Raw genomic sequence first — 12,458 nt, 5'->3', positions numbered from 1 at the left:
GTAGAGGTAAAAGCCTCTACTCTCTGCCCTCAAGAAGTGGCACAAAAAGGCACTCGTCTAAAAACTCTTTTTCTAAATTTCCACTCTCGTCTTTTCTAAATTTAGCGATAAACTGCTTGCCATCTTTTTTCATCGGAGCGACCAAGATGCCGCCATTTTTTAGTTGAGCGAATAAATTTGGCGAGATCTCATCAGCAGCAGCCGAGAGTAAAATCCTATCAAACGGCGCGTAGCTTCGCCAGCCGTTGTTGCCATCATCATATCTTACGTGTACGTTTTTGATCTTTAGCGTCTCGAAGCGTTTTTTTGCCTCCATGGCTAGCTTTTCTATGCGCTCAACGCTAAAAATTCTATGCGCGAGCTTGCTTAATATCGCTGCTTGATAGCCGCTGCCACAGCCTATTTCTAGGATATTATCCACATTTTCGCACTCTAGCGCCATCGTCATCTTTGCCACCGTTAGTGGCGAGCTGATCCACTGATTACCCAGTATCGGCTGCGCGTCAAGCTTGTAAGCATGTGCAGGGATAGGCACGAAAATTTCGCGCTCGGTTGTTGATATCGCGTCAAACAAAAGCGGACTTAGCGTGATCTCGTCGGCTATGTCGCTAGCTAAATTTTGGCATTTTATCGCTTCTAATTGGGTCAAAATTTCTATCCTAAACAAATTTTAAATCGCTATTATACGATTTAAAGCTTATCTTAAAATTTATAAAAGCCCTAAATTTTTCTTTATCTGCGCTATCAAATTTGCGTCAAAAACTGCGCTTGCTTCTAGCGTGCCATCTGGCAAAAAGACCCCAGCGACCTCAAGATCAAGCGAGCTTGATATCATGACGTAGCAGTTATTTGCGATCGCAAGCGCCTTGCAAAGGCTAAGGTAGGCGTCCTCTCTAGCCTTGCCCCACATGGCTGGCACCATAATGATGTCACACCCTTTTAGCTTTGCCCAAAGCCTGCTATCACGTAGCTCAAAGCATATCAGCACGCCAAGCCTTAGCCCCCTAAAATCAAAAGCATTTATATCGCTCACTTCGCCAGCAGCAAAGATCTCGTGCTCTAAATTTGGCCTAAAAAGCTCAGCCTTAAACTGCGAATGAAAGACGTTGTTTGAGTTAAGAAGTAAAAATTCGTTATAAATTTTTGGTTGGTGCGGATTTAGATTTGAAATTTGAGCGAGCCCTGCGCTTTTGTTTAGGCTGCTAAGGTGCGTAAAACCAAGAAATTTATCTGGGCTAAGCGCCTCTTGCAAGCGCTCAAGTAGCATCGCATCAAAGCTGCCTATCATGCCACCAAGCATCGCTTTATTTGCCCCAGCAAAAAAGCCGTCGAAATCATAGCCGCTTATGCAAAGCTCGCTTGCAAGTAGGAGTGAGTTTTCAGGTGCAGCCTCAACTAAATTTGCAAGCTCCTCTAGGCGATCTGTTGTATTTTTTGCCTTTAAAGTTAGGCTTATTAGGTTTAAATTTTCGCTCATTTATTTTCCAAATACAAATGTAGTTTGCTTTGGCGCATGACAATCCGCTGGTATCCTAAAATCCATATCTGTGCCGCCGATATCAGGCGTTGGCTTTAGTAAAACAGTTATGGCTGTGATCTTGTCATCGCGCTCTGAAAGCGGGTCGTTAAATACCCAAACTTCATAAGAAAACGAGGTTTTATCGTCAAAATATACCATCCTAGTCTCTTTTAGGTCGCTATATTTGAAGTTGCATGTTTTGTTTATCTCTTTAAAAACATCAACAACAAGCGCAGAGCCAATAGGCGCTAGACTTGGCCAAACATCGCCAGCTGGCATGCTTTGGTAGGTGACGGCATCTTTGGTTTCGTTAGTTTTTGCAAGTATGTAAGGGTTAAAACTATTTAATAAATCCTTATTTGCTATGCTAATGGCTCTTTCATTACTACTACTCGCACACCCCACAAAAAGCACGCAGACAAGGGCTAAGATGCCATTTTTAAAAGTCATCAAAGCTGATACTTCCCTTGCTATAGTTTGTCACCTTTGCTTCAAAGAAATTTGACTTTTGGTCGTTAAATTTAGCAAAGTCATCGACCCATTTGATCGGGTGAGCGACGTTGTATTTGCGTTTTAGGCCGATCGCAACTAGGCGCTGGTCGATGAGATAGTGGATGTACTGCTCGATGATATCGTCTGTAAAACCCATTATTTGGTTTTGGGTGATGTATTTGCCCCATTTGATCTCTAAATTTCCAGCTTTTTCAAACATATCATAAATTTTTGCCTCAGTCTCAGGCGTGAAAAGGTCAGGCCTCTCTTTGCGGACTGAATTTATCATGTTTTGAAACAAAAGCAGGTGTGTGATCTCGTCGCGTTGGATGAAGCGGATCATCTGTGCTGAGCCCAGCATCTTGCCAGCGCGAGCTAGAGCGTAGATCGCTGTAAAGCCGCTGTAAAAGTAGATGCCCTCTAAAATTTGGTTGGCAACCATCGCAAGAAGCAGCTTCTCATCAGTTACTTCGCCTGCAAGCTCTTCATAAACGCTTGAGATATAGTCGTTTTTCTCGCGCAAGACGTCGTCGTGCTTCTCCATCTCGTAGATGAGGTCGGTGTTGTCACAGATCGCCTCGACCATGACAGCGTAAGACTTGCTGTGGTTTGCCTCTTCGTAGGCTTGGCGGCTTAGCACGGCGTTGATCTCTGGGGCGGTGATGTAAGGGTTGATGTTGTCAGCTAGGTTGTTTGTCTGGAAGCTATCCATCGAGATGAGCTGGCTCCAGACAAGGTCGTACATGCGCTTTTCAGCCTCTGTGAGGTTGTAGGCGTAGTCGCGCACGTCGTCGGTGGTATCGACCTCTTTTGGAAACCATGTGTTTGCCTCCATGAGGTCCCAAAGCTTTAACGCCCACTCGTATTTTGCCTTGGTGAAATTTAAAATGCCGTGTGGGTTGCCGTTAAAGACTCTTCTGTCAGTCAAATTTTCATTTGAACTTGGGTTGTAGATGCGTTTTCTGTTCATAAATTTCTCTCTTGTTTGTGGTAAAAATTTCTTAAAATCTTACCCAAAGCAAGGTAAAAATTTACTTTTATTTATATGGCTTTGCTCCTTTTTATGGTCATCAAAAAGCCAGTTATTATTAGTAAAACCGCGATCACGCAAGAGATGGCAAAGACGATCTGACCGACCTCGCCAAACATCTCTCCAGTGTGCAGGCTAAGCACCTTGCGACCAGCCTTTTTTGCCTCTGGGATGCTATCACTCTTGCTAACAAGCTTGTTTTCTTTGATCTTGCCAGCGCTCGCGTCAAGCTTTAGTTTGCCCACTTGGCTCTCGCTAGTTTCGTAGTTTATGGTGTAGGTGCTTTGGTTGTTTTCAGGCACGTTTATCGTGAGTGATTTTAGCTCTAGTGTGACATTGTCTTTAAAAATTTGCTCCGCAGTCTCGATCTCTTTAAATTTCTCATCGCTTATTGGGATTAAATTTCTTTGAGGCATTGCCCTTTGCGCTTGGCTTGGTTTTAGCTCGAAAAATATGCTATTTACGCTGTTTCTGACCCAGCCATAAGACCAGTAAAGACCAGTTAGCGACATCACGACAAGCAGGATCGCCACGTAGGTGCCAAGGCTCGTGTGGAGGTTGTAAAAGCAGGCGTAGCCTTTTGCGTTTAGCTTTATTTTTAGCGAATTTAGTAAATTTCGCTTGATCGCTGGTGCGTAGAGGATGAGGCCGCTGATCGCAAGTAGAGCCATGATGATGGAGCTAATGGCGACTATTTGCTTGCCGATGTTGGCTGGGACTTTGCTATCAAGCAGGGCAAGGCCTAAATTTCTATGTAGGCTTAGTATTATCATGCGAGTTTTCTCGCCCCAGTCTTCGCTGATCACCTCGCCGCTACGTGGATCGATGAAGAAATTTAAGGGCTTTTTATCTTTAGTGACGCTGATGCTATAGGCTTTGTTTTCGCCGCCGATTTGCACGTTTTCAAGCGTATCAAATTTGATCTCGCTTTTTGCTTTGGCGAGGATTTCGCTTAAGCTTAAATTTGGCTTTTCGCTAGGCGTTAAATTTATATATTTTTCATTTATCGCAGACTTGATCTCCTCTCTATAAGAGGCAAATGGCGCTGCAAGTGTCATGATAAGTAGCGGTATAGTCGCGATCAGGCCGATTATTAGGTGGATGTTGAAAATAATTTTGTTGCGCTTTAAAAGCATATATCTCCTTTTAATTTTAATAACGAATATTAATTTATTTTTTGTTAAGTAGAGATAAAATTTAGAAGATTATTTTTTAGTTATCTAGATGTGATTTTGGATTTTGCGGCTGGTAAAAGTAGCTCAAATGTTGAAATAGCCGCATTTAGATCTTTTTTGTCTAAAAATTTAAACGGCCTTAGCAGGTAGTAAAGTGGTTTAAATTTCACTATTAAGCGCAAAGAGTGCTCGTAAATTTCGCTGCCATTAGCCTTAATGTACTCATCAATCGCCTCCTTTACAAGCTCGTTTGAAATTTTTTGTCGGTAGAGCTCGTGGATGAAAACTAGCAGATCACGACACTTTCTAAGCTCTAGATCATCGCTAAAAAATTTTGACTCAAAATCAAGAAATTTTATCTCGTCATTTTTTATGGCAATATCCCTAAGTGCTGGGCGTCCATGCGCGAAATTTAGTGCGTGAAGTCCAGCTAATGCACGGGCTACTTTTAGTAAAATTTTATGCTTAAATTTTTCATCGGTGCTATATTTAAATAGCCTAGCAACTGGCTCACCAACATCTTCTATAACGAAAAATTCATCACTTTTTAGCACGAGTTTTGGAGCAGGGGCATTTGCCTCGTTTAAAATTTCAAGCTTTTTTATCTCGGCAGCAAAAGATTTATAAGGGTTTGGTTTAAAAATTTTAGTTAAAAAGCTGCCTTCGATGCTCTTTTCAATGCGTTTTAACCAAAATTTTTGCCCATCAAATTCAAAGCTAAATACACGCTCATCGTGGTGATTTTTTAAAATTTCATTTACATATTGTTTTAAATTATACATTTTGTTAATGTAGCGAAAGAATTCTAAATTTTTACATATATTTGACGTAAAATTTCATGAAAAACGTGAAAATATTTGTTAGCAAAAAAAGAGAGTAAAACATGGTGGAGTTAAGCGGGATCGAACCGCCGACCTCTTGAATGCCATTCAAGCGCTCTCCCAGCTGAGCTATAACCCCAAAAGATTTGGTATTTTATCTTTTTATGGCTTACATTTTTTTGAAAGTCGTTTTTATAAAATAAATTTTTAAGCAACTTTTGGATAACATTGCAACCTTTAACGCGGGAATAGCTCAGGGGTAGAGCACAACCTTGCCAAGGTTGGGGTCGCGAGTTCGAATCTCGTTTCCCGCTCCATTAAATTTTGCCCGAGTGGCGGAATGGTAGACGCAAGGGACTTAAAATCCCTCGGTAGTTTTTACCGTACCGGTTCAAGTCCGGTCTCGGGCACCACCAAAACGGCGACATGGCCAAGTGGTAAGGCATGAGCCTGCAAAGCTTTGATCCCCGGTTCGAATCCGGGTGTCGCCTCCAACTTCAAAAATAACTACATAAAGGGATAACGATGAAAAAATTGCTTTTAATAGTATGTATGGCATTTTTTGCAGTAGGTTGTTCAAACACTTGGCACGGCGTAAAAGAAGATACTCATAATGCCAAAGAATGGACTAAAGAGAAGATCAATGACGGCGCTAGTTACGTTAAAGAAAAAACAGAATAATTCTTAGTGGTTATAGCAAATTTTAAGCAAAGTTGGCTATAATCACAAATCTTTAATTCGGGAGATGGCTGAGCGGTCGAAAGCGGCGGTCTTGAAAACCGTTGAGGTGTGAAAGCCTCCTGGGGTTCGAATCCCTATCTCCCGGCCACTTCAAATTTAAAATCACTTTTTAATTTTTCAGTCATTTTCTTATTTTTAAATTTTATATTTTGAGAATAAAAATTTAGACTTAATGCAAGTAAAAAATACAAAGGTAGTGAAATTAAAATAATACATTTCTTCTCTAAAATTTAAAGAAATTTTGTGGTATTTAAACTGGCATGAGAGCTTTAAAATAGCAGGATTTACTAAGTTTTTAGAAAAATAATCAATAAATAATTAAAAACTAAAATTTGTGTATCTTAAATAGTAAAAAAATTAGGCAAGATAAAAATACGAAGGCCACTTTTATGCTAAAAAGGCAAGAGAGGTGGCATAGTATGCAGTAAAGTCCTGATATTTGGTATGTTTAAAAGAAAAAAGAGCTTATATTTAAATGATTAAAACCACTCTGCTAGTTGGCTAGGACCCACATTGTCATAAAAAAGCTAGCTTGATAGCTCTACCGCTTCAAACTCTAAGATTAAAATTTATAAAATACCAAAGTTGTTAAAAATTTAAAGGAGTGGTTTATGAACATAAAAAGCATTTTTAGTAAGATCTTTAAAGGTGAGCAGGGTGAGGCCGATGTGCTCGAGGCTATCGGTAAAATTTTAAACCAAAAAGGCGATGAAAACTACTATCTCATCCCAAAGGCAAGCATCGACGATCCTGCTGGCTCATCTAGGGAGATCGACCTGCTTTTGCTTCATCCAGCGCTTGGAATTTATGTCATCGAGGTGAAAAACTGGAGCGACCTTGAGCAAATGGACGAAAATAACCCTTACGAGCAGGTAAAAATTTATCAAAGAATGCTTCTTGCAAAGATAGAGTCAGAGCTTAAAAAAGTGCCTATAAATGTCGAGTACAGGGTCATTTTCCCCTCTATCAGCAAGGCCGAGGCTAGTAAATTTTACGCGAAAAATCCAAGCTATCTAAATTTAAAAAATCACACCTTTTTCAAAGACGATCTAACAGACGAGGACATCTTTGCTAAATTTTTCAACTCCTCTATTAGCACGCTGCCAAACAAAAAAGAGTTTCTTAAAATTTCAGAAATGCTTGTCAATCAAAGCAGACTAAAACAAAAGATAATTCCGATAATCACAAAAGACGAAGTGATGTTTTTTGATCACAAGCAGCTTAGCATTATGAACGGCTACACTGGCGGCTTTCGCGTTATCAGGGGCGTTGCAGGCACTGGCAAGACGATGATACTTGCAAATTTTGTCGCAAACAGGCTTGAGCGTGACGAAAATGAGAAATTTCTCGTGCTTTGCTTTAATAAAAATTTGGCTCAAAATATCAAATCATGCTTTGGCGATAAGTTTATAAACAAAAACATCGCTGTCTATCCAATAATGTCGCTGCTAAAACGCATAGAATTTGATGAAACAAAGCTTGGTATGGATGAAAATACAAACATCAGCCAAAAGTATCAAATTTATGAAACCGACGAAGCGATTGCTGAGTTTAGAGCAAAATTTAAAGCCCACCTTGCAAAGCACCCGATCGACTACGTCCTTTGCGACGAGACCCAGGATATGCCAGCTGGCTTTATGCGCGTCATCTACGAGGAGATAAAGGATTGTATATTTTTCATCGACGAGGCGCAGAAATTTTACACATACACGATGAACAACATCGCCGACATCTTTCACCATCCAAAATTTGAGCGTATCGACATGAGAGGGCGCGTGAAAAACCTAAAAAACGTCTACCGAACGCCTTCGAACATCGCTAGGTGCGCATTTGAAATCTTGCAAAAGGACTCTGCGATAAACGACTACTACAAAAAGAGCTTTTATCTAAATCAAGACTTCATCTCAGACATCCAGTGTATCTTGCAAGATGGCAGTATAAAAGTAGCCGAGCTTGATGAATTTGCAGAGCTTAAAAAGTGCCTAAAAGCCTTACCAAATGGAGAAACAAGCGTCGTTTTAAGTAATAGCAAGGTCGCTGTAAATGCCATAAAAGAGAGCGTCTTGCCAGAGGGCAAAAATATAGAGGTTTTGACGATACAGTCCATTAAAGGCCTTGAGGCGCAAAATGTCATCATCCACAACTTTTTGCCGTTTTTGCAGACCATATATAAAAATGAAAGGGAGCTTTTTTATAGAAAAATTTACGTCTTACTAACTAGAAGCCGTGAAAATTTATATATCTCGCTGCCTAAAAATTTGGATGAAAATTTGCCAGATGAGATAAGACAGGTGATAGAGGTTATTAAAAAATACGCAAGCATCACGCAAGATCTGCCACCGAAAAATGAAGAAATAAAAGAAAAATCAAGCCTAAAACTAGCCTCTATAAGGCCAGTTTTAAGAGATGTAAAAGAGGTCGGTGAGCTAGTGGTGACGGGCAGTCAGCTCTTTGCCATCATAGCTGGGCTCTTTGCATAGTAAATTTTAATGGCAGCCACAACCACAACCACATCCGCCGCTTTGTTTTATCGCGTCAAAAACTGCGTCGTAGTTTGGCTCCTGGGTCACTTCAGGGACGATTTGTTTGTGAATTATTACGCCATCTTTGATGACAAAGACCGCTCTTGCAAGCAAGCCTTTTAGCGCCCCATCACTCATCAGCATGCCGTAGTTTTGGGCAAATTCACCGTATCTAAAGTCGCTACCAACACGCAGGTTTGCTATGCCCTCAGTCGTGCAAAATCTCCCCATCGCAAATGGCAAATCATTTGAGATGATGCTAAGCTTTACGCCGTGTTTTTCAGCTACTTTTTCGTTAAATTTACGAGCCTCAGCCGCGCAAACGCCAGTATCAAGTGATGGTAAGCAGACAAGCACCTCGATGCCGTTGTTTCCACCCACGCTAAATTCGCTAAGATCTTGCGCTACGACTCTTGCCTCAGGCGCATAAGAGCCGACAAATAGCTCATTTCCGCTTAAACTTACCTCACTACCTTTAAATTTTGTAGTTGCCATGATTTCTCCTTATCTTTTGGCTTTTTTAAATGCTTGATCAAGGTCGGCTATTAGATCATCGACGTTTTCGATGCCGATGGCTAGGCGAAGCAAATTTTGCTTTATGCCGATCTTATCTAGCAACTCTTTTGGATATGCTTCGTGCGTCATCGTAGCAGGCCTGCAGATAAGGCTCTCTACGCCACCAAGGCTCACTGCTAGATCAAAAATTTCTAGCGCTTTTACAAATTTATTTACATCATATTTTTCATCAAGCTCAAATGAGATAAGAGCGCCGATATCGCTCGCTTGAGCCGCTTGCATCTTTGCCTCTTGCTCGCTGTATGAGCCAGGGAAATGCACCACGCTAACTGCGTCATTATTCTCTAAAAATTTGATGATTTTGTGGGTATTTTGCGTTTGTCTGTCAAACCTAACGCTAAGCGTTTTAAGCCCACGTATTAGGTAGTATGCATCCATCGGGCTGATGATGCCACCAAGCGTATTTTTAGCAAATTTGATCTTTTCAGCCAAAGCATCGTCGTTTAGCGTGACGATACCAGCGATCACGTCAGCGTGTCCGCCGATATACTTTGTAGCGCTATATATCACGATGTCAGCTCCGTGCTCAAGCACTTTTTGATAATAAGGCGTCAAAAATGTGTTATCCACGATGACTAGAACGCCCTTTTTGTGAGCAATCTTTGAAATTCTAGCGATGTCTGTCACTCTTAAAAGAGGATTTGAGGGAGTTTCGATGAAGATAGCTGCCACGTCGTCGCTTATGTCATCTTCGCTTAAAAAATTTAGATCATCTATAAATTCGCTCTTTATGCCGTGACTTTCAAAAACAGTCGTGACATACCTATATGTGCCGCCATAGACGTTGCTATTTAGCAGGACTTTTTGCCCCGTTTTTATAAGGCTAAGTGCGGCTGCTGTTGCTGCCATGCCTGAACCAAAGCTAAATGCGTATTTGCTACCTTCGACTTTAGCGAAGATATCATCAAAGGCTTTTTTTGTAGGGTTGTTGCCACGTGAGTAGGCAAATTCTTGAAAATTTTCAAGGTCATCTTGCACGAAGGTGCTAGCTAAAAATACTGGCGGAACGACCGCTTTGTTTGGGTTGTTTTTAGCTTCGATGCCTTTTACGATGAGAGTGTCTAGTTTCATAAATTTCCTTTTTAAAAATTTACGAAATTTTACATGATAAAGATTAATTTTCCCCAAACCCACCCAAAATATAGCCAAACCAGTAAGTGGTAGTAAAAGTGCTTTTTAAATTTGCATTTGTAAGATTGCTAAGACTAAATTTAAGCTTTTGCCTGGTCTTCGCAAGCCGCCAATGTATGGTTTTTTACTCGCTTTTGGCTAAATTTTTACCATAAATTTTACTCTACTAGATCAACCGACCAGTTTGCCTCCTGAAGCTTCATCTCAAGCTCTCTGATCTCTTTTGAAAGCGCATCCACTTGCTTTTGAAGCGCGGCCACATCGACTGTGCTTAAAATTTTGATCTCGCTATTTGAGTAAAGATCGACCTTTTGGCTAGCACTTATTGCAAACTCCCTAAGCACATTTGCTTTTAGCGTTAAAGCGTCCTTTTTAGCGATCATCTCAGTGAGGCTCATGCCATCAAATTTAGCGCTTGAGTTTGTTAAATTTATAGAGCAAATGAGCCTAAAAAGCTCGCTTGTTAGCTTGTCAAGCTCTTTTAAAAGAAGCTTTGGATCCTCGCTTGGACTTTCATTCTCCTGCGTTTTTGCGTTGCTAAGTAGCCTAACTTTTAGCTGTTCGATGCGCTTTTGCGTGTCAGATCTTAGGATGAGAGCCTGAGCTAGTTTCATCATTTTTCCTTTTTTGGTATTAAATTTTTAAATCATCTTAGTATCTTTTGGGTTATAATTGATTTAAAATTTTATTTAAGGAAAAGCTATGAAGTACGATTTTGACACATTAGTAAGCAGAGAAGGCACCAACTCATCAAAATGGCGTATGAAGAGCGATGTTTTGCCGATGTGGGTTGCAGATATGGACTTTAAGGCCGCACCTGAGATCTTAAGCGTCTTGCAAAAGCGCCTTGATAACGGCGTCTTTGGCTACTCTTTCATCCCAAAAGAGTGGAACGAAGCGATAAAGAGCTGGTGGCAAAGACGTCACAACGTGAGCTTAGAGAACGAGTGGATGTGCTTTTGCACTGGCGTCATACCGGCCATCTCAACTGCCATTAGGAGATTTAGTAGCCCAGGAGATCAAATTTTAGTGCAAGTGCCTGTCTATCACGTCTTTTTTAACTGCATCAAAAACAACGGACGTGAAATTTTATCAAACGACCTCGTCTATAAAAATGGCTCTTATGAGATAGACTTTGAGGACCTTGAAGCAAAGCTAGCTCAGCCGCTAACTACCATGATGCTTCTTTGCAACCCTCACAATCCAATAGGCAAAATTTGGGACAAAGAGACGCTTAAAAAGATAGGCGAGCTTTGCTACAAGCACGATGTTTTGGTTATCAGCGACGAAATTCACTGCGATATAACTGATCCTGGGCTAAACTACGTGCCATTTATCAGTGTGAGCGAGGAGTGCAAAAACAACTCGATCACGTGCATCTCGCCTACAAAGGCCTTTAACATAGCTGGCCTTCAAAGCTCAGCCGTCGTCACGCCAAATGAAAAGATCAGATCAAGGCTAAATGCTGCCATCAACTACGATGAGGTCGGCGAGGCAAATGCCTTTGCGATCATCGCCGCAATTGCCGCGTTTAACGAGGGCGAGGCGTGGCTTAATGAGCTTAGAGAGTATCTTTTTGAAAACAAAAAGGTCGTCGCAAACTTCATAAAAGAGCAAGGCTTACCAGTGAAGCTCCTGCCATCAAGTGCGACCTATCTTTTGTGGCTTGACTGCAGTGGGTTTTGCAAGGATTCGAGCGAGTTTATGAATTTCTTGCGCGATAAAGCGGGACTTTGGCTAAATGACGGCAACGCTTACAGAGGAGATAGATTTTTCCTTCGTATGAATATCGCAACGCAACGCGAAAGGGTGCTTGAAGGGCTAAAACGCTTGCAAAATGGTATAAATTTATACACTTCAAAGAGATAAATTTTGGCTGGGTGGCTTTGGAATTTAAGCCGCCTTTGCTTGATACAGAATAGCTACTAGGGGCATTTTGAAGTAACAAATACTGCCCCCATTTCTTAAATGTCAAAGTAAGTTTTACTGATAAATTTAAAGGCGAGATAGTTGTTTTGGTTTCGTTTTATAGCGCTAAATTTAAAATGAAAGCCACCGCATCAAAATAGGGCGGTAGCTAAAACGAGTATTTTATGTCATTTCAAAGCTATAATCATTGCGCCTATTGCTTGCTAAATTTAGCAACTCAAATTTGAAAAAAGAAATTTGAAAATGAGATATCTCGCGCTAGTGTTAAATTTAAAAGAAGCCGCTTGCAAAACAGGAATTTGAGCCGTTTAAAATCGCATTATTTTTTAAAAGTGAGTTTGCTTAGAAATTTGATAATTTTAAAATTTAGAAAATAGAAATTTAAAGATGAGCTGACTCGTGCTGATTTTAAATTTATAAAAAGATCATTTGTCAAAACGAGTGATTGCGCTCTCTTTTAAAATGATAAATTTGATAGTTAAATTTAAATATAAGCAGAAATTTAAAGGCGGGGAGCTCCCG

General features: G+C 40.6%; 12 protein-coding genes and 5 tRNA genes. 7 read left to right on the top strand and 10 right to left on the bottom strand.

The window, feature by feature from the left end:
- Window positions 1-16: 16 nt before the first annotated feature.
- The 7 genes from CVT07_RS09585 to CVT07_RS09555 form a co-directional block, all read right to left on the bottom strand.
- Window positions 17-649, bottom strand: coding sequence for a protein-L-isoaspartate(D-aspartate) O-methyltransferase (locus CVT07_RS09585; protein WP_103571494.1), 633 nt, complete (start codon window positions 647-649; stop codon window positions 17-19).
- Between the two features lie 60 nt (window positions 650-709).
- Window positions 710-1,477 (bottom strand): carbon-nitrogen hydrolase family protein, encoded by a 768-nt coding sequence (locus CVT07_RS09580; protein WP_107937229.1) that lies wholly within the window; start codon window positions 1,475-1,477, stop codon window positions 710-712.
- Window positions 1,478-1,969 (bottom strand): hypothetical protein, encoded by a 492-nt coding sequence (locus tag CVT07_RS09575; protein WP_107937227.1) that lies wholly within the window; start codon window positions 1,967-1,969, stop codon window positions 1,478-1,480.
- Window positions 1,959-2,981, bottom strand: a complete 1,023-nt coding sequence (locus CVT07_RS09570) for a ribonucleotide-diphosphate reductase subunit beta (RefSeq protein WP_009494790.1) — start codon at window positions 2,979-2,981, stop codon at window positions 1,959-1,961. Before CVT07_RS09570 ends, CVT07_RS09575 begins: the two co-directional genes overlap by 11 nt.
- Window positions 2,982-3,052: 71 nt before the next feature.
- Window positions 3,053-4,177: a PepSY-associated TM helix domain-containing protein gene (locus CVT07_RS09565; protein WP_107937225.1), complete on the bottom strand. Its 1,125-nt coding sequence runs from the start codon at window positions 4,175-4,177 to the stop codon at window positions 3,053-3,055.
- 80 nt (window positions 4,178-4,257) lie between these two features.
- Window positions 4,258-4,998, bottom strand: a complete 741-nt coding sequence (locus CVT07_RS09560) for a spore coat protein (protein WP_107937224.1) — start codon at window positions 4,996-4,998, stop codon at window positions 4,258-4,260.
- Window positions 4,999-5,100: 102 nt separating this feature from the next.
- Window positions 5,101-5,176 (bottom strand) — tRNA-Ala (locus CVT07_RS09555).
- A 103-nt stretch (window positions 5,177-5,279) separates the two neighbouring features.
- Here CVT07_RS09555 and CVT07_RS09550 point away from each other — a divergent pair.
- The 6 genes from CVT07_RS09550 (at window position 5,280) to CVT07_RS09525 (ending at window position 8,258) form a co-directional block, all read left to right on the top strand.
- Window positions 5,280-5,354: transfer RNA gene (locus CVT07_RS09550), tRNA-Gly, on the top strand.
- Window positions 5,355-5,363: 9 nt separating this feature from the next.
- Window positions 5,364-5,450 (top strand) — tRNA-Leu (locus tag CVT07_RS09545).
- Window positions 5,451-5,457: 7 nt separating this feature from the next.
- Window positions 5,458-5,531: transfer RNA gene (locus CVT07_RS09540), tRNA-Cys, on the top strand.
- 31 nt (window positions 5,532-5,562) lie between these two features.
- Window positions 5,563-5,718 carry a hypothetical protein gene (locus CVT07_RS09535; RefSeq protein ID WP_002942983.1) on the top strand — a complete coding sequence of 52 codons (156 nt, stop codon included), beginning with the start codon at window positions 5,563-5,565 and terminating at the stop codon, window positions 5,716-5,718.
- A 58-nt stretch (window positions 5,719-5,776) separates the two neighbouring features.
- Window positions 5,777-5,866 (top strand) — tRNA-Ser (locus CVT07_RS09530).
- A 523-nt stretch (window positions 5,867-6,389) separates the two neighbouring features.
- The gene (locus CVT07_RS09525) at window positions 6,390-8,258 is read left to right on the top strand and encodes a nuclease-related domain-containing DEAD/DEAH box helicase (protein ID WP_107937222.1); all 1,869 of its coding nucleotides are present in this window, start codon (window positions 6,390-6,392) and stop codon (window positions 8,256-8,258) included.
- A gap of 6 nt (window positions 8,259-8,264) precedes the next feature.
- On the opposite strand, the gene tpx is transcribed toward CVT07_RS09525, so the two are convergent.
- The 3 genes from tpx to CVT07_RS09510 form a co-directional block, all read right to left on the bottom strand.
- Window positions 8,265-8,795, bottom strand: a complete 531-nt coding sequence (gene tpx, locus CVT07_RS09520; RefSeq protein WP_107937220.1) for a thiol peroxidase — start codon at window positions 8,793-8,795, stop codon at window positions 8,265-8,267.
- A gap of 9 nt (window positions 8,796-8,804) precedes the next feature.
- The gene (locus CVT07_RS09515) at window positions 8,805-9,947 is read right to left on the bottom strand and encodes a trans-sulfuration enzyme family protein (RefSeq protein ID WP_107937219.1); all 1,143 of its coding nucleotides are present in this window, start codon (window positions 9,945-9,947) and stop codon (window positions 8,805-8,807) included.
- Window positions 9,948-10,165: 218 nt separating this feature from the next.
- Window positions 10,166-10,621: a DIP1984 family protein gene (locus CVT07_RS09510; protein ID WP_107937217.1), complete on the bottom strand. Its 456-nt coding sequence runs from the start codon at window positions 10,619-10,621 to the stop codon at window positions 10,166-10,168.
- Window positions 10,622-10,709: 88 nt separating this feature from the next.
- Here CVT07_RS09510 and CVT07_RS09505 point away from each other — a divergent pair, with 88 nt between their 5' ends.
- A complete protein-coding gene (locus tag CVT07_RS09505; RefSeq protein ID WP_107937215.1) occupies window positions 10,710-11,876 on the top strand; it encodes a MalY/PatB family protein in 1,167 nt (388 codons plus the stop codon).
- The last annotated feature ends 582 nt before the right edge of the window (window positions 11,877-12,458 follow it).

Origin of the sequence: Campylobacter concisus, assembly GCF_003048875.2 — a bacterium.
In the GTDB taxonomy this organism is placed as follows: domain Bacteria; phylum Campylobacterota; class Campylobacteria; order Campylobacterales; family Campylobacteraceae; genus Campylobacter_A; species Campylobacter_A concisus_AU.
Note: the sequence above shows the minus strand (reverse complement) of the source record. Positions and strands in the feature narration are given on the sequence as shown.